Source organism: Rhizobium sp. CB2179 (genome assembly GCF_057653455.1).
The window spans coordinates 3,179,908-3,199,392 of record NZ_CM172781.1 but is presented as its reverse complement, the minus strand read 5'-3'; the positions used below and the strand labels follow the sequence as shown (position 1 = coordinate 3,199,392).

Here is a 19,485-nt window from a genome sequence, read left to right as displayed (position 1 = left end):
TGAATGTGCGGGGGGAGGGAAGGTTCCGGCCGGCATCGACATGCCGGCCAGTAAAGGCCGTGTCAGTCGGGCATCGCCCAGGCTTTGTAGGTATCCAAAAGGTGGCCGGGCATGTTGCTGTTGGCGGCCGCTGCTTCGTTCTGCAGCTGTTCCGGCGACTTTCCGCCGGCCAGTTGCAGCTTGACCTGCTCGATGAAGCAGGACAGCGGCAGATCCGAGCCGCTCTTGGTCCGCAGTTTCTCGGCAATGCGCGTCAGAAACTCGGATGTGTCGATCGTGCGGGATGTTTCCTGGACATCCGTGGACGCTGGCGAGCCACTTTGTATCGTCATGACAATCCTCCTCCGATTGTTACGCACATACATATAAAGTTAGGACGCACTGAGTTTTCGTGAAGGTCTATCACCTCGAATTTATCGATGAGATATCACAGTTTCATGGCCAGCGGACGACGGGGGGCAACGAAGAGAGAATGGATTCAACGTTGCCGCCGGTCTTCAGGCCGAAGATCGTGCCGCGATCATACAGCAGATTAAATTCGACGTAGCGGCCCCGGCGGATCAATTGTTCGTCGCGATCGGCCTCTGTCCACAATTTATTGAAGTTGGAGCGGACGATTTTTGGATAGACCATGGCGAAAGCCCGGCCGACATCACGCGTGAAGGCGAAATCGGCGTCCCAGCCGCCGGCTTCCTCGCTTGAATGCAGCCAGTCGTAGAAGATGCCGCCGATGCCGCGGGCCTCGTTGCGGTGTTTCAGGAAGAAATATTCGTCGCACCAGGCTTTGTACGCATCATAATCGGCGACGGCATGATTGCGGCACGCGATCTCCATGGCTTTGTGGAAGAGCTGGCTGTCCTCGTCCTCCTGCGTGCGGCGGCGCGACAGCACCGGCGTCAGGTCGGCCCCGCCGCCGAACCAGCGGCTGGTGGTGACGACCATGCGGGTGTTCATGTGCACCGCCGGAACGTGTGGGTTCACGGGATGGGCGATCAGCGAGATGCCGGAGGCCCAGAAACGCGGATCGTCCTTGGCGCCGGGTATCTGGGCGCGGAAATCCGGGGCGAATTCGCCGTAGACAGTGGAGGTATGGACGCCGACCTTTTCGAAGACGCGGCCTTCCATCATCGACATCCGGCCACCGCCGCCAGCACCATTTTCGCGTGACCAGTCCTTGGCGACGAAGCGGCCGGGCTCCTGGTCGGATAGCGGCCCTTCCAACTCGTCCTCGAGGGCCTCGAAGGAGGCGCAGATCGTATCGCGCAATCCCTCGAACCAATTGCGGGCTGCGGCCTTCTTCTCTTCGATATCGTCAGGCAAGCCGATCGGCAGTTCCGGTCTTTCCATTTACGCCTCCGACGGTCGGCATCTCCATCGGAGGCGACTCGCTCATTCTTCATTCACGCCATGATTAGCAGTTGGTGCTGCATCTCGCCAAGCCGAGGCAAGCACCCGGCGCCTCCAAGATTCGACTCGCAAATCGAGAATTTCGATATTACCTTTTCCGAGGAGGTAGATTGATGAAAAAAGTTCCAGGGCCTCCGTCCTTCGACGGCCTGAAGCGCAGGATAGCGAGACATCGGGCGGAAAATCCCCCGAGCAAGAAAGACCATTTCGTGCGTGAGACATATTGCCTCGGCCTCACGGACGCACGCGCCAAGGCGCGCGAATGGTTCGACGAATATCCGAAAGCCGCTTACTGGACCGAGGTGGAAAGCTGGCGCCAGCTCGACGGCGACCAGATCGAATTCACCATGCGCCGTCTGCCCTCGGCAGACTGACCGTCACTTCGCAGTGGCGCGCACGCGGCTTTCGATCAGCAGGCCGTTTTCATCCATGATCGGATGCGCCACCGAGACGATGTGGGCGTTGAGGCGCTTCAGATCGCGCAGCATGTCGAGATGCAGCGAACTCGTTTGCAGGCTGTCGGCGCGACCATCACGCAGGCGTTCGAGGTGGCGCTCGGCAGACTGCTTCTCCATCCGGCGCACCTCGACCTTCACCTCCATCATCTGGCGCGCCAGATTGAAATCGCGGGTGACGAAGATTGTCTGGGCGACGCGCAGATTGTCGATCGTCAAATCGAACAGCTTGCGCAGTTCCTGATGACCGTCCTCGGAAAATTTCAGGCCAAGGGAGATCTTCTTTGCCACCTGCTCCAGCAGGCCCTTCTCGATGATATCGCCCATATGTTCGAGGTTGATCGCATAATCGATGACGACGATCGAGCGGCGGGCGTTCTCGTCGCTGAGACCCTCGCGGCCGAGCTTCGAGAGATAGACCTTCACCGCCTGCTGCAGCCGGTCGACGCGCTCTTCGAGGGTGGATATCTCGGCAAGCTTCGATGCGTCGTTACGCTCGAAAGCTTCGGAGACCCGGATCAGCATCCGCTCGATCAGATCGCCGACGCCGAGCACTTCGCGGGTAGCGCTGGCGAGGGCCACGACCGGCGTCGAAAGCTCCTGCGCATCCAGATATTTCGGCGCGCTGTCGGGTTCGGCTTGATCAGGCACCAGCCGGGCCATCAGGGCAGCGAGCGGCCGGGAGAATGGCCAGGCCAGCGCCGCCAGCAGAAGGTTGAAGGCAAGATGCGCGTCGACCGGCAGCTTGGCAGGACCGAAGGGCAACATTTGGATGAGTTCCGCGCCATATCCCGCCAGCGGCAGGGCGATAAGGCAGCCGAGCGTGCGGACGGCGAGATTGCCGAGGGTGACGCGCCGTGCCGAAACCGGGCCGGACAATGTCGCGACGACAGGCGGTATCGCCCCGCCGAGATTGGCGCCGAGTACGAGCACGATGACGAGTTCGGCGGAGACCACGCCGGCCGAGGCGAGCGAGAGGATGAGCACCACCACCGCAAGGCTCGACGAGGACGCGAAGGCAAGTGCTGCCGAGACGATCATCGCCACGGGCAGGGCGTTATCCAGCAGGCCGATGAAGGCGGCGAGTGCGGGGGAGGCGCGCATCGGTTCCGTCGCAAGGCCAAGAAGGTGCAGTGACAATAGCATCAGCCCGATGCCGATCAGCGCCGTGCCGCCGCCCTGGCTGGCGCTGGAACGGCCGCGGTAGAGCACAATGCCGGCAAGAATCAGGAGCGGAGAGAGCCATTCGATGCCCGTTGCCACGATCCAAGCGGTGATTGCCGTGCCGACATTGGCGCCGAGCAGGACGATCTGCGCCATGCGCGGCTTGATCAGGTCACGCTCGACGAAGGAGGCCGTCATCAGCGCCGTCGCTGTGGAGCTTTGCAGCGCGATTGTCGCGACGAGGCCTGACAGGAAAGAACGAAGACCGCCGCGCGTGCCGGTCGCCAGGCCTGTTCTCAGGCGGGCGCCGAAGGCTCTGGATACGCCATCCTTTACCTGCGCGAGGCCGAACAGCAGCAGAGCCACGGCGCCGAACAGGTTGATCATGATGATTGTAGAGTCCATTTTATTGTTTTTATTCTTCTTTCACAGATCTGGAGAAGTGCTGTTTTCCTCACATGACCGTTCCAAACTTATTGGAATCATGGAGGCCAATGCTGAATTTTTGATTGCCCGGCTAATAAATATACGCCGGTTTGACGGATAGACAACGTTATTTTGCGACATATTCCGGAGCGGATCGGCAATTTCGCGGGCTTTTGCTCTGCCAGCGCCGGTGTCCGTCAGGCCCAGACGGTTTGGCGCATCGCCTCGCCGACGATCATCGCGGCGGAGACGGCGACGTTGATCGAGCGCTGGCCTTCGACCATCGGGATCAGCACGCGCGCATCGGCCCTCTCATGCACCTGATCCGGCACGCCGGCGCTTTCGCGGCCGAAGAGCAGGACATCGTCGGGGCGGAAGGTAAGATCGGTGTAGCGCTCCGCAGCTTTGGTCGAGGCGAGGATCAGGCGGCGGCCGGTGGTCAGACGCCACGCCTCGAAGCGGTCCCAGTTGACATGGCGGGTGAGGGCGGCGGCGGCGATGTAGTCCATGCCGGCCCGTTTCAGGTTGCGGTCGGAGATGTCGAAGCCGGCGGGCTCGATCAGATCGACGGCAAAGCCGAGGCAGGCGGCAAGACGCAGGATGGTGCCGGTATTGCCTGCTATATCCGGCTGATAGAGTGCAAGTCTGAGTGAGGTCATGACGCGCCCTTTTCCCGCTTTCGCCGCTTAGGACCTAATGCAACTGTGATTTCGGCGCAACAGGGCGCATTTTGACATGGAAACGTTCAATTTACGGCAATACGGGGCTGGAAATTTCGCGATTTTCGCGTTATCCATGCCTATCTTCAATCGCCAGCAGGGAGGGTCACAATGAATATTTTGCTCGATATGCGCCTTCCCGCCGTGATGCCGATTAAGGCGACACGCCGCCGCTAGTGCGTATTTCTTCCTGAAATCCCTCTTTTGATCCATTGTGCGGCTGTTTCAGCCTCGCCCCTTGAACGTTCGGTTCCCATATGTGCTTGCATAGCGCTGGGATGGCGCGAAGCCGGGAGCCGGAACGCTGACGTTTCGGAGCAATTTCATGTTTGGCTGGTTCGAACAGCGACTCAATCCCTTTCCAAGCGAGGATCCCGTCGTCCCGCCGAAAGGTCTCTTTGCCTTCTGCTGGCACTACAGCAAGCCGGCCGCGCCCTGGCTCGGCCTGATGGCTGTGCTGACCGCGCTGATCGCGATCGGCGAAGTGGCGCTTTTCCAGTTCCTTGGCGACATCGTCGACTGGCTGACCAATGCCGACCGCGCCACATTCCTGGAGAGAGAAGGCCACAAGCTTTTCTGGATGGCGGCGCTGGTGCTGATCGGCCTGCCTTTGGTAGCCGGGCTCGATTCGCTCATCATGCACCAGATGATGCTCGGCAATTATCCGATGATCGCACGCTGGCAGATGCACCGCTTCCTGCTGCGTCACAGCATGTCGTTCTTCGCCAACGAGTTTGCCGGGCGTGTCGCCACCAAGGTGATGCAGACCTCGCTTGCGGTGCGCGAAACGGTGATGAAGATCCTCGACGTCTTCGTCTATGTCGTCACCTACTTTCTGACGATGATCATCGTGATTGCGGCAGCCGACTGGCGGCTGATGATCCCGATCCTCGTCTGGCTCGCGGTCTATATCAGCATCGTCGCCTATTTCGTGCCGCGGCTTCGCAAGATCGCGGCGGCGCAGGCGGATGCGCGTTCGATGATGACGGGGCGCGTGGTCGACAGCTATACGAATATCGCGACGGTCAAGCTGTTTTCGCATGCGGGCCGCGAGGAGGTCTATGCCAAGGAAGGCATGGACGAGTTCCTGCAGACCGTGCACAAGCAGATGCGCAAGGTGACGCTCTTCCACATCTTCGTCTACGTGAACAACTGCGTTGCGCTCTTCGTCATCTCGGGCATGTCGATCTGGTTCTGGCTGAACGGGGCGATCTCAGTCGGCGCCATCGCCATCGCCATCGGTCTTGCCATGCGCGTCAACGGCATGTCGCAATGGATCATGTGGGAAGTCTCGGCGCTGTTCGAGAATATCGGCACGGTCTATGACGGCATGGAGATGATGAGCAAACAGCACGACATCGTCGACAAGCCGGGCGCACCCACCCTGACGGCGAAGAAGGGCGCGATCCACTATGACCGCATCCGCTTCCACTACGGCAAGAGCAAGGGCGTCATCGACAACCTGTCGCTCGACATCAAGGCCGGCGAGAAGGTTGGTCTGGTCGGCCGCTCCGGCGCCGGCAAGACGACGCTGATGAACCTGTTGCTGCGCTTCTACGACCTGGAGGCCGGCCGCATCACAATCGATGGGCAGGACATCGCCGGCGTTTCGCAGGAAAGCCTGCGTTCGCTGATCGGCGTGGTGACGCAGGACACTTCGCTGTTGCATCGCTCGATCCGCGACAACATCGCCTATGGGCGCCCCGAAGCAACGGACGACGAGGTGATCGAGGCCGCCAAACGCGCCAATGCCTGGGAGTTCATCGAAGGCCTGGTCGACATGCAGGGCCGCGCGGGGCTCGACGCGCAGGTCGGCGAACGCGGCGTCAAGCTCTCCGGCGGCCAGCGGCAGCGCGTCGCGATCGCCCGCGTCTTCCTGAAGGACGCGCCGATCCTGGTGCTCGACGAGGCAACCTCGGCACTCGATTCGGAAGTCGAGGCGGCGATCCAGGAAAACCTCTTCGCCCTGATGGAGGGCAAGACGGTGATCGCCATCGCCCACCGGCTGTCGACGCTGACGGAGATGGACCAGCTGATCGTGCTCGACAAGGGCCGGATCATCGAGGCCGGCTCGCACAGTGAGCTGATCGCAGGAGGCGGCATCTATGCCGACCTCTGGAACCGTCAGTCCGGCGGCTTCCTCTCCGATCACGCCGACGAAGCGGAAGTGGCGGCGGAATAATAAGAGTAATGAGGCCCTCCCTGCGAAAGCGGAGAGGGCCTCGTGAATTCTTAGGGGGGTTCCAGCTTGCCGACCGTTGCTGAAGATCTGAGCGCGTTTGCGTCCTATCCGATCAAAGGCTGTCGGCCCAATCGATCACGCGGTGAGTTTCGACGACGACCATTGTGTGGGCGGCGGCGATCGTGCGAAGCGCGACGAGGCGGCGGTGCTCCTCCTGATCGATCCAGGTGGTAATGGCCTCGGCGACGATCTCGTCGCGCGGCAACCCCAGGGCGAATGCCAGGGCATCCAGCCTTTCTGCAAGCGGAAGCGGAACATGCACATCGAGCATTTTCGTTTCCATGGATATGGTCTCCGGTAAAGCGCGATCGTAACGTGAGATTGTGACCGGTTCGGGGGCATTCAATGGGTATGCCGCCGATGTTACCGATAATTACCAAAATATAACATTCTGTCCGCTTTTCATTCCCTTTGCCGGCACGGCTAATCCGCCTATATCGCTTCTATGTTGCTGCACCCCATCCTCCGCCGGTTCGAAACCTGGATCGATCCGTTCCGCCCACGCGCCAATCTGCAGCCGCCGCGCTCGACGCTCGGATTCATCTGGTTCTATATCGGCCAGGCGAGGATGCCGTTCATCGCCATGCTCGTTCTCGGCGGCACGTCGGCGGCGATAGAGGCCGCACTCTTCTGGTTCGTCGGGCGGTTGGTCGATATCCTCGGCAGCATCACGCCGGGGGCCGGCTGGAGCGGCCTTCTCGCTGCCCATGGCGGCGAATTGTTCGGGATGCTCGCCCTCATCGGGCTGGTGCGCTTCGTCATCGCCTTCCTGATCGCGCTCGTCGACCAGCAGGTGATCACGCCTGGCTTCTACAATCTCGCACGCTGGCAATCCTATCTCCATGTCTCCAGGCAGTCATTGTCGTTCTTCCAGAGCGATTTTTCCGGGCGCATCGTCACCAAGGTCTGGTCGGCCGGACAGGCCACCGGCGATCTCGTCACCTCGCTGATGGAAAGCGTCTGGTTCGTCGGCATCTATGCCGTAACGACGCTCGTGCTCGTCGCCCGGCTGGACTTTTCCCTTGCCGCCGTCGTGCTGTTCTGGCTTGGCGCCTTCAGCCTGCTTGCCCGCCACTTCGTTCCGCGGATCCGCCAGCATTCCCGCGAGACGGCGGAAGCCGGATCGATGCTGAACGGCCGGATGGTCGACTCCTACAGCAACATGCAGACGCTGAAGCTGTTTGCCCGCGACGAGGAGAGCGACCGCTACATGCGTCAGGGCTTTGATATCTATCAGGATACGGTGTTGCGCTTCACGCGGTTCATCACCGGCGTCCGGGCCTCGATGGCGCTGCTCTCCGGCCTGATGATCGTAACGATGGCGGGGCTGAGCGTCGATCTCTGGCTGCGCGGCCTGGTGAGTTCCGGCGCCGTGGCGTTTTCGCTGGCGCTGGTGCTCAGGCTGAATTTCCTGCTCGGACGGCTGATGACGCAGTTCAACGGCATCATGCGCAATCTCGGTACCATCCAGAACGCCGCCGAGCTGATCTCCCAGCCTCTGGGGCTCGTCGATCGGCCGGATGCGAAGTCCCTGGTGATCCGACAGCCCGGCATCCGCTTCGACGATGTTTCGTTCCGTTACGGCAAGGGTCATCAGCCGGTCGTCGAGAATTTCTCCCTGACCATCCGCCCGGGCGAAAAGGTCGGGATCGTCGGCCGTTCGGGTGCCGGGAAATCGACGCTGATGAACCTGCTGCTGCGCCTCTACGATATTCAGGACGGCCGCATTCTCATCGACGGCCAGGATATTGCAGCGGTGACGCAGGAATCTCTCAGGATGCAGATCGGCGTCGTCAGCCAGGACACCTCGCTGCTGCATCGTTCCGTGCGCGACAATATCCTGTTCGGACGGCCCGATGCCGGCGAGGAGGGGCTGGTGGAGGCGGCAAGGCGCGCCGAAGCCATCGACTTCATCGAACGTCTGCAGGATCAGCAGGGTCGTAGAGGTTTCGATGCGCATGTCGGCGAACGCGGCGTCAAACTGTCAGGCGGGCAGCGGCAGCGTATCGCTATTGCCCGGGTCATGCTGAAGGACGCGCCGATCCTCGTTCTCGACGAAGCGACGTCGGCGCTCGATTCGGAAGTGGAAGAGGCGATCCAGTCCAATCTCCATCGGATCATGGAAGGCAAGACAGTGCTTGCGATCGCCCATCGGCTGTCGACGATCGCCGCGCTCGACCGGCTGATCGTCATCGATCTCGGGCGGATCATCGAGGAAGGCAGCCATGACCAACTGCTTCGCCACGGCGGGCTCTATGCCGAACTTTGGGCGCGCCAGTCCGGCGGCTTCCTTGCTACAGACGAGGATGCGGGCTCAAGGGTCGATGACGAATTCCGCCATGAGGCCAAAATGATTTGACCCGAAGCCATTCTCGATGCGGCGAACCGATTTCAGCCGCAGCGGCGCCCGGGTAAAGATATGATCGATCGGAATGCCGAAGGCGCCGGCGCGGATCGGCCATGTCGCGGGTTCCAGCGATACCGTGCCCAGGGCTTGAGTGCGCATGAGATACTGCACGTCGGGCGCGAGAATCGACGTATTGAAATCACCGGCGAGAACGAGTGGTCCCGAAAGGGTAGGGATGATCTCCGCGAGATCCCAGATTTCGAGGCCGTGGAATTCGTCGTAATAAGGTTTGGTCAGGTGCGCGGCGAGGAAATTGACCTTCTGGCCATCGAAATCGATCGTCGAGATCGTCAGCCGGTTGCGCCAGAGCAGGCCGAGATTGCGGATGCGGGGTTCGATCAGCGGACGTTTCGACAGCACCAGCGTGTCGCATTGCTCCATGCCGACGCCGCAGCCGACGTAATAGGGATAGGTCTTCAGCAACCGTGGCAGTTCCGACAGCAGCGGTTCAGCCTCCAGGATGTTGACGGCGTCCGCACCCGAGCCAATGACCATGTCGGCGATGTCAGGGCCGTTTGCAAAATTATCGTTCTCGATATTGAAGGACATCAGCCTGAACAGGGCCGGGCGGCTCTCCTCGACGGATGGTTCGACGAATTCGCGCATCATCACGACACCGTGGACGGCAAGGACCACCGATATTGCGAGGGTCAGCAGGCCATACCAGTGCCGCTTGACGAGAAGGGCAGCGACCGAGGCCACAGTGCCGGCCACCGCCAGATGGACCTGGAAGCTGTAAAAGAAAGATAGCAGATAGAAATCGGTGACGTATCGCAGGGAGATAATGGCGAGAACGAGGGTCGTGAGAACGCTGAATACGCAAAAAATCGTGTCTCTCATCCGCTCCGGTCCGGCTCACTGGCATGGCTTGGACTGCGCCTATCACGAGGGCGTTTTTGTTGCAATGCAACATAATGGCAAGCGCGTGTTTGCCTTAAAAAATTCATCCGAAATTTCCCGCGACATTGTGCCCTCATCCCCTTGCCAAGGCTGGACATAATTTGCGATCAAGCATAGAACGCGCCGGATTGCCGGGGAATCTATGGCCGAATTGTGTCCAGAGAGATTCGCCGGTAGAGGGGGCAGGGCGGAATTCCGCGAAAATTGCGCAGAGGATGTTAGCCGTGAGCGAACACGAAACGACAAGCGAGGGCATGGGCGAACCCACTCGCCGTGATTTCCTTTATCTCACCACTGGTATGGCAGGCGCCGTCGGCGCCGTCGCGGTCGCTTGGCCGTTCATTGATCAGATGCGTCCTGACGCTTCGACGCTTGCTCTCGCCTCCATCGAAGTCGACGTTGCCAGCCTCGAGCCCGGCATGTCCCTGACGGTTAAATGGCGCGGCAAGCCGATCTTCATCCGCAACCGCACGCCTGAGGAAGTGGAAGCGGCAAATGCCGTCCAGCTTGCTGATCTGAAGGACCCGGTCGCGCGCAATGCAAACCTTCCTGTCGACGCTCAGGCAACGGGTGTTGACCGTTCGGGCGGCAAGGGCAAGGAAAACTGGATCGTCATGATCGGCACCTGCACGCATCTCGGTTGCGTGCCGCTCGGCCAGGCCGGCGAATACAATGGTTGGTTCTGTCCCTGTCATGGCTCGGTCTACGACACGGCCGGCCGCATCCGCAAAGGCCCGGCGCCGCAGAACCTGGCGATTCCGACCTTTTCATTTTTGTCCGATACCAAGATCAAGATCGGTTGAGGGGAGACTGATTAATGAGTGGCCATTCCAGCTACGAGCCATCAACCGGCCTCGAGAAATGGGTCGATGCGCGCCTTCCGCTGCCGCGCATGGTCTATGACAGCTTCGTCGCCTATCCGGTTCCGCGTAACCTGAACTACGCCTACACCTTCGGCGCCATGCTCGCCGTTATGCTGGTGGTGCAGATCCTGACGGGTGTTACGCTCGCCATGCACTATGCGGCCGAATCGTCGGTTGCCTTCAACTCCGTCGAAAAGATCATGCGTGACGTGAACCACGGTTGGCTGCTGCGCTATATGCATGCCAACGGCGCATCCTTCTTCTTCGTCGCGGTCTACCTGCACATCGCCCGAGGCCTCTATTACGGCTCCTACAAGGCGCCCCGCGAAATCCTCTGGATCCTCGGCGTGGTCATCTACCTCCTGATGATGGCGACCGGCTTCATGGGCTATGTTCTGCCCTGGGGCCAGATGTCCTTCTGGGGCGCCACCGTCATCACCGGCTTCTTCTCCGCCTTTCCGCTGGTCGGCGAATGGGTGCAGCAGTTCCTACTCGGCGGCTTTGCGGTCGAAAACCCGACGCTGAACCGCTTCTTCTCGCTGCACTACCTGCTGCCCTTCATGATCGCCGGCGTCGTCATCCTGCACATTTGGGCGCTGCACGTCGTCGGCCAGACGAACCCGACGGGCGTCGAGGTCAAGACGAAGACGGACACGGTGCGCTTCACGCCTTATGCGACGATGAAGGATGCGCTCGGCGTCTCAATCTTCCTGATGGTCTATGCCTATTTCGTCTTCTACCTGCCGAACTTCCTAGGCCATGCCGACAACTACATCCCGGCCGACCCGCTGAAGACGCCGGCCCACATCGTTCCGGAATGGTACTTCCTGCCGTTCTACGCGATGCTGCGCTCGATCACCTTCAACGTCGGCCCGATCGACTCCAAGCTCGGCGGCGTGCTCGTGATGTTCGGCGCGATCATCGTGCTGTTCTTCCTGCCCTGGCTCGATACCTCAAAGGTCCGTTCCGCCGTCTACCGCCCCTGGTACAAGCTGTTCTACTGGCTGTTCGTGATCAACGCGATCATCCTCGGCTGGCTCGGTTCGCAGCCGGCGGAAGGCTTGTTCACCACGATCTCGCAGATCTGCACGCTCCTCTACTTCGCTTTCTTCCTGGTCGCGATGCCGGTTCTCGGCTTGGTGGAAACACCGCGTCGCATCCCGAACTCGATCACCGAAGCGGTGCTCGAAAAGCGCAACAAGACCGTAGCGGTCAAGGCATAAGCGAGCGACGGAAGGGAATAGAAATATGAAAACGCTTGTTACAAGCATTCTCTCGCTCGCATTTGCCGCCGGTCTCGGCAGTGCGGTGCTGGCCCAGGAGGCGACGCCCGCCAACGGTGCGGCTCCGGCCCATCACGCGGAAAGTGAGACGCCGCACTATCCGCTGAAGGAGCCGAAGGAGGAGGAATGGACTTTTGCCGGTCCGTTCGGCCACTACGACAAGGGTCAGCTTCAGCGCGGCCTCAAGGTTTACACCGAAGTCTGTTCCGCCTGCCATTCGATGAACCTCGTGCCCTTCCGCATGCTTGATGAGCTCGGTTATTCCGAGGCGCAGGTGAAGGCTTTCGCCGCGAACTACGAGGTCCAGGACGGCCCGAACGCCACCGGCGAGATGTTTACCCGCAAGGCGGTCCCCTCCGACCACTTCCCGGCGCCTTTCGCCAATGCGGAGGCCGCTGCTGCCTCCAACAACGGTGCGGCTCCGCCTGACTTTTCGCTGATTGCAAAGGCTCGCGAGGTCGAGCGCGGCTTCCCGCAATTCGTCTTCGACATCTTCACGCAGTATCAGGAAGGTGGCCCGGATTACATCCACGCGCTGCTGACCGGCTATGAAGAGCCGCCGGCCGGCTTCCAGGTGGCGCAGGGTTCACATTACAATCCTTATTTTCACGCTGCCGCCGTCCTTGCCATGCCGAAGCCGCTCTCCGACGGTCAGGTGACCTATGACGATGGCGCGCCGGCGACGGTCGACCAGTATTCGAGGGACGTCTCCGCCTTCCTGATGTGGGCCGCCGAGCCGCATCTCGAGGAGCGCAAGCGCACGGGCTTCATGGTCATGATCTTCCTGGCGATCTTCACGGTGCTGATCTACCTGACGAAGCGCTCGATCTACGCCAATAAGGAACACTGAGCGGTTCCCCGCCAGATTTCGAAAGGCGGCCTGCGGGCCGCCTTTTTTGTTGGTTCCGCCCCTGGCAATTGATAAAGTCCGGCCAGTTTCATGCCTTCGCAGATATGGATTTTCCATGAACAATACGACTTCGGAGCTTGCAGCCAGCATCCGCTCCATTCCCGACTACCCCAAACCCGGCATCATTTTCCGCGACATCACCACACTGCTCGGCAACCCACGCGCTTTCCGCCGGGCGGTCGATGAGCTCGTGCAGCCCTATGCAGGCACGAAGATCGACAAGATCGCCGGCATGGAGGCGCGCGGCTTCATCCTCGGCGGCGCGGTGGCGCACCAGCTCTCCTCAGGCTTCGTGCCGATCCGCAAGAAGGGCAAGCTGCCGCACGAGACCGTGCGCATCGCCTACAGCCTGGAATATGGCGTCGACGAGATGGAGATGCATCGCGATGCTGTCCAGCCCGGCGAGAAGGTGATCCTGGTCGACGACCTGATCGCCACCGGCGGCACGGCGGTCGGCGCGACGAAGCTGCTGCGCCAGATCGGCGCGGAAGTGGTCGGCGCTTGCTTCGTCATCGATCTGCCGGACCTCGGCGGACGCAAGAAGCTGGAAGAGCTCGGCGTCGTCGTGCACACGCTGGTCGAATTTTCCGGCCACTGAGCCCTCGTCCTCGTGCCTGCAGCGTCAGTCGAATTCGAGCACGCCGCTTTCGAAGCGGATAACGGTATCGCCGTTTTGATTGACGCCCTCGCAGAGGATGGTGTTGAGGTGCCATCCCGGCCGCGACGCGAGCGCCCGGCTGGAGAGGAAGGCGACGGAATAGGTCACGACGTCGCCTGCGAAAACCGGCCGCAGCCATTGCAGTTTCTGGAAACCGGGTGAGGGGCCGAGGTTCGGTGACGTCTGGCCCTTTTGCGCGAGTGCGGCGCTTTGCCTTTCCCAAAAGGCGAGGAAGGTCCGCATCCAGGCGGCGGCGGTGTGCCAGCCCGAGGCGCAGAGATCGCCGAAGAGGGTGTCTTTGGCGGCTTCTTTGTCGACGTGGAAACGCTGCGGATCGTAGCGCGTCGCGAAACGGATGATGTTTTCCTCGGTAAAAGTGTACTTGCCGATCTCGGCCTTCTCGCCAACCGCGTAAAGCTCGGACATCCTCATGCTGATGTCTCCGGGCTTATGCCGATATCCGCGGGCCGGGCACGCATGCCGAACATGACTGAATTCTCCGAGACGCAGACGAGTTCGCCGCGCTGGTTTTCTACCTCGTGGCGAAACTTGACGATGCCTATGCCAGGGCGCGAGCGCATCGGCCGGGCTTCAAGCACGGTCGAATGGCCAGATAGCGTGTCGCCGGCAAGCACCGGCTTTCGCCATTCCATCAGATCGACGCCCGGCGCACCTTCGCAGAGCGAATGCAGCACATAACTGTCGGCCATCATGCGCATGAACATAGAAGAGGTATGCCATCCGGAAGCGGCAAGGCCGCCGAGAATGCTGGCGCGGCCGGCAGCCTCATCGATATGCATCGGTTGCGGGTCGAATTCGCTTGCGAACTCAATGATTTCCTCGGTGGTCACCAGCTTCGGGCCAAGCGCGAAGCGGCGGTCGAGCTGGAAATCCTCGAAGGAAAGCTTTTCTGCCGACATTCGTTCCTCCCGCCATATGCAGCGCACAATGCTTACAATAGCATCCGCCCGGGCTCAATGATTCCGGGGAGATAAACCGGCATGACTGAACTAAGGTCGATACTTGACGAGGCCGTGCGCCAGGAGCTGATTTCGCCGGAGGCGGGCGGGCGGCTTTTGCCGTTCCTGATGGAGCGCGGGGTCGCCGTCGTCGGGGGCGGCGTCGCTGAGGCACAGCCGGCAATGGCGGCGGAGGGGCAGGCCTGGTCGGATACAGAGACGCCAAGCTTCGTGCGCGGCTTCCACGACGTGCTGATCACCATCGGCGTCGTGGTGGCGCTCGGCGGCCTCTGGGGGCTTGCCGCACTTTATGCCGTACTGCCTACGATCATCGTGCTTTCGGAAATCCTGGTGCGCCGCCAGCGGCTTGCCCTGCCGGCCGTCAGCCTGACGATCGCGCTGTTCTGCTGGACATTCCTGCTGATGTCCTTCTTCTTCAAACCGGGAACATCAGCCTTCAATAATATTGGGGCGGAGGCGACGCAGTTCGTCGCCGGCTTCCCGATCGTTCTCGGCCTCTATTATGCCCGGTACCGCGTGCCGCTGTCGCTGGCGCTCTGCATCACCTCGGCCCTTGCACTGGTGTTCACCTTGCTATTGCGCCTCATGCAATGGGCGAGTGGCGATCCGCAATTCTTCTCCAACCATCCCCTCCTGTTCGCGGTGGTCTTCCTCGTTTGCGCGCTCGGGCTGTTTGCAACGGCGCTCTATTTCGACCTCGGCGACCGGTTGCGCCGGACGATACGCTCCGATATCGCCTTCTGGCTTCATCTGGGTGCGGCACCGGCACTGCTCTTCAGCGTAAGGCTGCTGATGTCGTTCGACGGCAATTTGCTGGATGTTGCCCGGGCCGTGTCGATCAAGACGCCCATCATTGTCATCAGCGTGGCGGTGTTGATGCTGATCGGCCTTGTCATCGACCGGCGCGCCTTCGTCACGTCAGGCCTGCTGTCGCTCGGTTTTGCGATCTACGGCATTTTCCGCCAAGGGAGTGCGACTGTTGATACCTATATCTTCACGACGCTGATCGTCGTTGGAGCGATCGTGCTCATCATCGGAACAGGCTGGATGCCGCTGCGCCGTATCGTGCTGCGGGCGCTGCCGCTGGTAATCTCGCAGAGATTGCCGCCTGCCGTCGCGGGGGCGGTATCGTAGACCTTATGATTTCGCCCAAACCGCCGAGCAGTTTGGGCGAGATGCATTGGTCGAGACAGCAGCGGTCTGCGATCAGGTGTTGAAGCGGAAATGGATGACGTCGCCGTCTTGGACGACGTATTCCTTGCCTTCGTCGCGCGCCTTGCCGGCATCCTTGGCGCCGACTTCGCCGTTGTATTTGATGTAGTCGTCATAGGCGATGGTGTTTGCGCGGATGAAGCCACGCTCGAAATCCGAATGGATGACGCCGGCGGCCTGTGGCGCCTTGGTGCCGCGCTCGATCGTCCAGGCGCGCGTTTCCTTCGGGCCGACAGTGAAATAGGTGATGAGGTGGAGCAGCTTGTAGCCGGCCCGGATCAGCCGGTCGAGGCCGGCCTCGTCAAGGTCGAGGGCGGAGAGGAATTCCTTGGCTTCTTCTTCGGGAAGCTGGGCAACCTCCGATTCGATCGCCGCCGAGATGACGACGGTTTCGGCACCCTGTTCCTTCGCCATGACGGCAACAGCCTCGGTGAATTCGTTGCCGGTCGAAGCATCGCCTTCGGCGACGTTGCAGACGTAGAGCACCGGATGCGAGGTCAGAAGATTGAGGCTCTTGAGGATGACGATTTCTTCCGCATCGAGCGTCGACAGCAGCGTGCGAACCGGCTTGCCTTCGTTGAGCAGCTTCAGCGAGGCATCCATGATCGGCAGCATCGCCACCGATTCCTTGTCCTTGCCGGTGGCGCGCTTGCGCGTCTGCTCGGTGCGGCGCTCCAGGCTTTCGAGGTCGGCAAGCATCAGCTCGGTCTCGATCGTCTCGGCATCGGCGACCGGGTTGATGCGCCCCTCGACATGCGTGATGTCGCTGTCTTCGAAGCAGCGTAGCACATGGACGATGGCGTCGACTTCGCGGATATTGGCGAGGAACTGGTTGCCGAGGCCTTCACCCTTCGAGGCGCCGCGCACCAGGCCGGCAATGTCGACGAAGGAGATGCGGGTCGGGATTAGTTCCTTGGACTTGGCGATGTCGGCAAGCTTGCGCATGCGCGGATCGGGAACGGCGACTTCGCCGGTGTTCGGCTCGATGGTGCAGAAGGGATAATTCGCCGCCTGTGCCGCCGCCGTCTTGGTGAGCGCGTTGAAGAGGGTCGATTTGCCGACATTCGGCAGCCCGACGATACCGCATTTGAAGCCCATCGCTAAAACCTGCTGTTCTTGAATTCCTTGCTGGTGCCTATGGGATAAAGGAGCATTATGGTCAAGTCTTAGAGAGCTTTTAACGTCGCTCACTTGCCGATGGATCGGTGCTGGCCTATTCTTGAAAGCGATGGAGATTTCGACATATTGCTGATTTCATCAGAATGCCGGTCGCTGTTCGCATGGACGCAGTTGCCCCTCTCAGTATCGAAGCCGGCGACCTGCCCCTGCCTGTTTGAGGCCGGGAGCCGCGCCGGTTGACCGTCGAAAATTCGTCATCGACAATGATTAGCTGGTTTTGAAGATTACCAACTCCATGTCATCAACGGGTGGATTTTTCCGATGAGTGACAATGACATTGCCCTGAAACCGAAGACCAAGGTGAAGCCGAAGCTGGATAAGCCGAAGCTCTACAAGGTCATCCTCGTCAATGACGATTATACGCCGCGCGAATTGGTGATCATGATCCTGAAGGCCGTCTTCCGCATGAGCGAGGAGACCGGCTACCGGGTGATGATGACGGCGCACAAGCTCGGTTCATGCGTGGTCGTGGTCTGCGCCAAGGACATCGCGGAGACCAAGGCCAAGGAGGGCATCGACCTTGCCAAGGGCATGGGCTATCCGCTGATGTTCACCGCGGAGCCGGAGGAATAGGCATTTCGGGTTCAGGGCCGGCGGATCTGATAGCCGGTCTTGTCCTGAACGAAGCCGCAATTCTCGTAGAAGCGCAGCGTCGCCGGGCTCTTCGAGCCGGTGAGCAGCATCACCTTGTAGCAGCCGGCCTTCCAAGCCTGCGTCACTGCATGGCCGATGACGGCGCCGGCATAACCGCGCTGGCGGTGATCGGCGTGGGTGACGACGTTTTCAATCAGCGCATAGGAGGCGCCGTTGCGCGTCATGTTCGGCACGACGATCAGGGTGGCGGTTGCAACGGCGAGATCGCCGGCGAAGCCGATGAAAACGGTCATGCCGGGCTGGGCGAGGATGATGGAGAAGCGCTCTTCAGCCAGGGCCCTGTCGAGAACCGGATCGGTCTGGTTCAAGTGCTGGTAGAGGATGGTCAGCCCGGGAAGGTCGCCGGCGGCTGCGGCACGGATGGCGAAATCTTCGTGCGGCACCGGTCTCATTCCCCCTTGTTGCCGAACATCTTCTTCAACATGTCGGCCATCGGGCCGGAGGCCGGCAGCTTCGGCTGATTGTGGTTGCGGGCCTGATGGATATGCGACTGGCCGGCCGGCTTCTTCTCGGCGTCCTTCTTTTCCTTCGCCGGTTTCTCCTCCTCGGCCTTGCCGCCGAGCGCCAGCGCGATCTTGTTCATCAGCTGCGAATCCTCGTTTCGCACCAGCATGTCGGCATTGTCGGCGAGCGTGTCGAGAAGCGGCTCCAGCCAGGCCTTGTCGGCCTTGGCGAAATCGCCGAGCACATGGTTCTGCACCATTTCCTTGATGCCGGGATGGCCGATACCGAGGCGCAGCCGGCGGTATTCCCTGCCGCAATGCGCATCGAGCGACTTGATGCCATTGTGGCCGTTATGGCCGCCGCCGGTCTTCAGCCGCGCCTTGCCCTGGGGAAGGTCGAGTTCGTCGTAGATCGCTACAAGATCGGTGGGCTGGAGCTTATAGAAGCGCATCGCCTCGCCGACGGACTCACCGGAGAGGTTCATGAAGGTTTGCGGCTTGATCAGCAGCACCTTCTCGCCGGCGACCTCGCCCTCGGCGATCTCGGCCCGGAACTTCTTCGACCAGGGCGAGAAGCCGTGGCGCCGATGGATGGCGTCGACGGCCATGAAGCCGATATTGTGGCGGTTGCCGGCGTATTTGCCGCCGGGATTGCCGAGACCCGCGATGATCAGCATGGCCTGTCTTTCCTCGCTAAAGCATGTCGTGCAAAAGTGTGCAGCGGTTTTGCGACAACGACATGCGTAAAAACAAAGACCTAAGGCGCGATAAGCGAATCTGAAAGATCCCGACGCGCTTTAGAACTTACCGCCGTTCACCACCGCGAAATGAAAGCAAAGTCAAGCGGAAAGGGCAGTTGTCGCCAGGGTCATTCCGACAGGTTCATGCCGTATTTTAGGAAGATCTGCTTCTGGTCGCCATCGGCGATCAGCTTGTCGAGGGCAGCCTGCATCCTGGTGAGCAGATCGTCTGGAAAGTTCTTCTCGCAGGCGATGCCCATCGGCTGGGAGGAGAGCACGGTCACTATCTCCACCGGCTGGTCGACCCGCAACTTCTCGAAATAGAGTTCGGAGATCGGCATCATGTCGATGCGCCCGCCAAGCAGTTTGCGCAGCGTCGCGTTGAAGTCGCTGGCGACATCGAGCTTGGTGAAGCCTTTCTCTTTCAGGATCGTCTCGGTGTAATCCTCGCGCTGCGTGCCGACCGTATATTTCTTCGCCTTGTCCAGATTGTCGGCGGTGACGCCCGAGCCCTTGCGGGTGATCAGGATGTTGCGGTCGATGAGCAGCGGCTCGACCCATTTGAACAACGGGTCGCGTGCGCCATTGTGGGCGGTCGCGAAGACACAGGTCATCGGCGCCGTGCGGGCAAGGCTAAAAGCGCGCGCCCAGGGCATGATCTCGATCGTGTAATCGACGCCGATCGCGGCCATCACCTTTTCGACTTGCTCGACGGTCGCGCCTTTGATCTCCTTGCCTTCGCGATAGTTGAAAGGGGCATAGTCCTCGGTCGTGAACGTCACCGTTTGCGCATGGGCGGTGCAGGGCAGCGCCAGACATGCGAGAAGCAGGAGCTTTTTCATC

General features: G+C 60.7%; 21 protein-coding genes. 9 read left to right on the top strand and 12 right to left on the bottom strand.

All coding sequences use genetic code 11. The features are described 5' to 3' along the window. Nucleotides 1–62 precede the first annotated feature (62 nt). Nucleotides 63–332: a hypothetical protein gene (locus AC244Q_RS16030; RefSeq protein ID WP_026157439.1), complete on the bottom strand. Its 270-nt coding sequence runs from the start codon at nucleotides 330–332 to the stop codon at nucleotides 63–65. A 103-nt stretch (nucleotides 333–435) separates the two neighbouring features. Further along, nucleotides 436–1,347, bottom strand: a complete 912-nt coding sequence (gene hemF, locus AC244Q_RS16025) for an oxygen-dependent coproporphyrinogen oxidase (protein ID WP_012758465.1) — start codon at nucleotides 1,345–1,347, stop codon at nucleotides 436–438. 173 nt (nucleotides 1,348–1,520) lie between these two features. Here hemF and AC244Q_RS16020 point away from each other — a divergent pair, with 173 nt between their 5' ends. Then, nucleotides 1,521–1,781 (top strand): hypothetical protein, encoded by a 261-nt coding sequence (locus AC244Q_RS16020; protein WP_012758464.1) that lies wholly within the window; start codon nucleotides 1,521–1,523, stop codon nucleotides 1,779–1,781. A 3-nt stretch (nucleotides 1,782–1,784) separates the two neighbouring features. On the opposite strand, the gene AC244Q_RS16015 is transcribed toward AC244Q_RS16020, so the two are convergent. Continuing rightward, the gene (locus tag AC244Q_RS16015) at nucleotides 1,785–3,431 is read right to left on the bottom strand and encodes a Na/Pi cotransporter family protein (protein ID WP_113545301.1); all 1,647 of its coding nucleotides are present in this window, start codon (nucleotides 3,429–3,431) and stop codon (nucleotides 1,785–1,787) included. A 218-nt stretch (nucleotides 3,432–3,649) separates the two neighbouring features. Continuing rightward, complete coding sequence (locus AC244Q_RS16010; RefSeq protein ID WP_128405962.1) at nucleotides 3,650–4,111, bottom strand: tRNA (cytidine(34)-2'-O)-methyltransferase; 462 nt, start codon at nucleotides 4,109–4,111, stop codon at nucleotides 3,650–3,652. A 385-nt stretch (nucleotides 4,112–4,496) separates the two neighbouring features. Here AC244Q_RS16010 and AC244Q_RS16005 point away from each other — a divergent pair, with 385 nt between their 5' ends. Beyond that, nucleotides 4,497–6,353: an ABC transporter ATP-binding protein gene (locus AC244Q_RS16005; RefSeq protein ID WP_012758461.1), complete on the top strand. Its 1,857-nt coding sequence runs from the start codon at nucleotides 4,497–4,499 to the stop codon at nucleotides 6,351–6,353. A gap of 112 nt (nucleotides 6,354–6,465) precedes the next feature. Here the strand turns inward: AC244Q_RS16005 and AC244Q_RS16000 are convergent, their stop codons facing one another. Next, nucleotides 6,466–6,696 carry a CopG family ribbon-helix-helix protein gene (locus tag AC244Q_RS16000; protein WP_012758460.1) on the bottom strand — a complete coding sequence of 77 codons (231 nt, stop codon included), beginning with the start codon at nucleotides 6,694–6,696 and terminating at the stop codon, nucleotides 6,466–6,468. Between the two features lie 162 nt (nucleotides 6,697–6,858). Here AC244Q_RS16000 and AC244Q_RS15995 point away from each other — a divergent pair, with 162 nt between their 5' ends. Beyond that, a complete protein-coding gene (locus tag AC244Q_RS15995; RefSeq protein WP_012758459.1) occupies nucleotides 6,859–8,772 on the top strand; it encodes an ABC transporter ATP-binding protein in 1,914 nt (637 codons plus the stop codon). On the opposite strand, the gene AC244Q_RS15990 is transcribed toward AC244Q_RS15995, so the two are convergent. After that, a complete protein-coding gene (locus tag AC244Q_RS15990; RefSeq protein ID WP_012758458.1) occupies nucleotides 8,728–9,660 on the bottom strand; it encodes an endonuclease/exonuclease/phosphatase family protein in 933 nt (310 codons plus the stop codon). The two genes, AC244Q_RS15995 and AC244Q_RS15990, sit on opposite strands and share 45 nt — an antisense overlap. A 284-nt stretch (nucleotides 9,661–9,944) precedes the next feature. On the opposite strand from AC244Q_RS15990, the gene petA reads away from it, so the two are divergent. From petA to AC244Q_RS15970, 4 genes are all read left to right on the top strand, one after another. After that, a complete protein-coding gene (gene petA, locus AC244Q_RS15985; RefSeq protein WP_012758457.1) occupies nucleotides 9,945–10,523 on the top strand; it encodes a ubiquinol-cytochrome c reductase iron-sulfur subunit in 579 nt (192 codons plus the stop codon). 14 nt (nucleotides 10,524–10,537) lie between these two features. Further along, complete coding sequence (locus AC244Q_RS15980; protein WP_012758456.1) at nucleotides 10,538–11,806, top strand: cytochrome b; 1,269 nt, start codon at nucleotides 10,538–10,540, stop codon at nucleotides 11,804–11,806. A 25-nt stretch (nucleotides 11,807–11,831) separates the two neighbouring features. After that, complete coding sequence (locus AC244Q_RS15975; protein ID WP_012758455.1) at nucleotides 11,832–12,716, top strand: cytochrome c1; 885 nt, start codon at nucleotides 11,832–11,834, stop codon at nucleotides 12,714–12,716. A 115-nt stretch (nucleotides 12,717–12,831) separates the two neighbouring features. Next, entirely contained in the window at nucleotides 12,832–13,374 is a 543-nt protein-coding gene (locus AC244Q_RS15970) for an adenine phosphoribosyltransferase (protein ID WP_003561340.1), read from the top strand. Between the two features lie 24 nt (nucleotides 13,375–13,398). Here AC244Q_RS15970 and AC244Q_RS15965 read toward each other — a convergent pair whose 3' ends face one another. Then, entirely contained in the window at nucleotides 13,399–13,866 is a 468-nt protein-coding gene (locus AC244Q_RS15965; protein WP_012758454.1) for a MaoC family dehydratase, read from the bottom strand. Beyond that, a complete protein-coding gene (locus AC244Q_RS15960) occupies nucleotides 13,863–14,354 on the bottom strand; it encodes a MaoC family dehydratase (RefSeq protein WP_012758453.1) in 492 nt (163 codons plus the stop codon). Before AC244Q_RS15960 ends, AC244Q_RS15965 begins: the two co-directional genes overlap by 4 nt. Nucleotides 14,355–14,435: 81 nt before the next feature. Between AC244Q_RS15960 and AC244Q_RS15955 the strand changes: the two genes are divergently transcribed. Continuing rightward, complete coding sequence (locus AC244Q_RS15955; RefSeq protein WP_012758452.1) at nucleotides 14,436–15,548, top strand: hypothetical protein; 1,113 nt, start codon at nucleotides 14,436–14,438, stop codon at nucleotides 15,546–15,548. A gap of 72 nt (nucleotides 15,549–15,620) precedes the next feature. On the opposite strand, the gene ychF is transcribed toward AC244Q_RS15955, so the two are convergent. Further along, entirely contained in the window at nucleotides 15,621–16,724 is a 1,104-nt protein-coding gene (gene ychF, locus AC244Q_RS15950) for a redox-regulated ATPase YchF (RefSeq protein WP_012758451.1), read from the bottom strand. A gap of 342 nt (nucleotides 16,725–17,066) precedes the next feature. Between ychF and clpS the strand changes: the two genes are divergently transcribed. Continuing rightward, a complete protein-coding gene (gene clpS / locus AC244Q_RS15945; RefSeq protein ID WP_012758450.1) occupies nucleotides 17,067–17,378 on the top strand; it encodes an ATP-dependent Clp protease adapter ClpS in 312 nt (103 codons plus the stop codon). 11 nt (nucleotides 17,379–17,389) lie between these two features. Here clpS and AC244Q_RS15940 read toward each other — a convergent pair whose 3' ends face one another. From AC244Q_RS15940 to AC244Q_RS15930, 3 genes are all read right to left on the bottom strand, one after another. Beyond that, entirely contained in the window at nucleotides 17,390–17,851 is a 462-nt protein-coding gene (locus AC244Q_RS15940; protein WP_128405961.1) for a GNAT family N-acetyltransferase, read from the bottom strand. Next, the gene (gene pth / locus AC244Q_RS15935) at nucleotides 17,848–18,579 is read right to left on the bottom strand and encodes an aminoacyl-tRNA hydrolase (RefSeq protein WP_012758448.1); all 732 of its coding nucleotides are present in this window, start codon (nucleotides 18,577–18,579) and stop codon (nucleotides 17,848–17,850) included. The genes AC244Q_RS15940 and pth overlap by 4 nt, the downstream gene beginning before the upstream one ends. 191 nt (nucleotides 18,580–18,770) lie before the next feature. Further along, on the bottom strand, nucleotides 18,771–19,484 hold the full coding sequence (locus AC244Q_RS15930) for a substrate-binding periplasmic protein (protein ID WP_012758447.1): 714 nt from the start codon (nucleotides 19,482–19,484) through the stop codon (nucleotides 18,771–18,773). Between the last annotated feature and the right edge of the window lies 1 nt (nucleotide 19,485).

Excerpts from the sequence above, each read along its gene's own strand:
- AC244Q_RS15965 (WP_012758454.1), bottom strand. The coding sequence starts at position 13,866 with ATGAGGATGTCCGAGCTTTACGCGGTTGGCGAGAAGGCCGAGATCGGC.
- AC244Q_RS15970 (WP_003561340.1), top strand. The coding sequence starts at position 12,832 with ATGAACAATACGACTTCGGAGCTTGCAGCCAGCATCCGCTCCATTCCC.
- AC244Q_RS16010 (WP_128405962.1), bottom strand. The coding sequence starts at position 4,111 with ATGACCTCACTCAGACTTGCACTCTATCAGCCGGATATAGCAGGCAAT.
- AC244Q_RS15975 (WP_012758455.1), top strand. The coding sequence starts at position 11,832 with ATGAAAACGCTTGTTACAAGCATTCTCTCGCTCGCATTTGCCGCCGGT.
- AC244Q_RS15930 (WP_012758447.1), bottom strand. The coding sequence starts at position 19,484 with ATGAAAAAGCTCCTGCTTCTCGCATGTCTGGCGCTGCCCTGCACCGCC.
- AC244Q_RS15960 (WP_012758453.1), bottom strand. The coding sequence starts at position 14,354 with ATGTCGGCAGAAAAGCTTTCCTTCGAGGATTTCCAGCTCGACCGCCGC.
- AC244Q_RS16000 (WP_012758460.1), bottom strand. The coding sequence starts at position 6,696 with ATGGAAACGAAAATGCTCGATGTGCATGTTCCGCTTCCGCTTGCAGAA.
- hemF (WP_012758465.1), bottom strand. The coding sequence starts at position 1,347 with ATGGAAAGACCGGAACTGCCGATCGGCTTGCCTGACGATATCGAAGAG.
- clpS (WP_012758450.1), top strand. The coding sequence starts at position 17,067 with ATGAGTGACAATGACATTGCCCTGAAACCGAAGACCAAGGTGAAGCCG.
- AC244Q_RS15940 (WP_128405961.1), bottom strand. The coding sequence starts at position 17,851 with ATGAGACCGGTGCCGCACGAAGATTTCGCCATCCGTGCCGCAGCCGCC.
- AC244Q_RS15995 (WP_012758459.1), top strand. The coding sequence starts at position 6,859 with ATGTTGCTGCACCCCATCCTCCGCCGGTTCGAAACCTGGATCGATCCG.
- AC244Q_RS15955 (WP_012758452.1), top strand. The coding sequence starts at position 14,436 with ATGACTGAACTAAGGTCGATACTTGACGAGGCCGTGCGCCAGGAGCTG.
- AC244Q_RS16030 (WP_026157439.1), bottom strand. The coding sequence starts at position 332 with ATGACGATACAAAGTGGCTCGCCAGCGTCCACGGATGTCCAGGAAACA.
- AC244Q_RS16015 (WP_113545301.1), bottom strand. The coding sequence starts at position 3,431 with ATGGACTCTACAATCATCATGATCAACCTGTTCGGCGCCGTGGCTCTG.
- ychF (WP_012758451.1), bottom strand. The coding sequence starts at position 16,724 with ATGGGCTTCAAATGCGGTATCGTCGGGCTGCCGAATGTCGGCAAATCG.
- AC244Q_RS16005 (WP_012758461.1), top strand. The coding sequence starts at position 4,497 with ATGTTTGGCTGGTTCGAACAGCGACTCAATCCCTTTCCAAGCGAGGAT.
- pth (WP_012758448.1), bottom strand. The coding sequence starts at position 18,579 with ATGCTGATCATCGCGGGTCTCGGCAATCCCGGCGGCAAATACGCCGGC.
- AC244Q_RS15980 (WP_012758456.1), top strand. The coding sequence starts at position 10,538 with ATGAGTGGCCATTCCAGCTACGAGCCATCAACCGGCCTCGAGAAATGG.
- AC244Q_RS15990 (WP_012758458.1), bottom strand. The coding sequence starts at position 9,660 with ATGAGAGACACGATTTTTTGCGTATTCAGCGTTCTCACGACCCTCGTT.
- AC244Q_RS16020 (WP_012758464.1), top strand. The coding sequence starts at position 1,521 with ATGAAAAAAGTTCCAGGGCCTCCGTCCTTCGACGGCCTGAAGCGCAGG.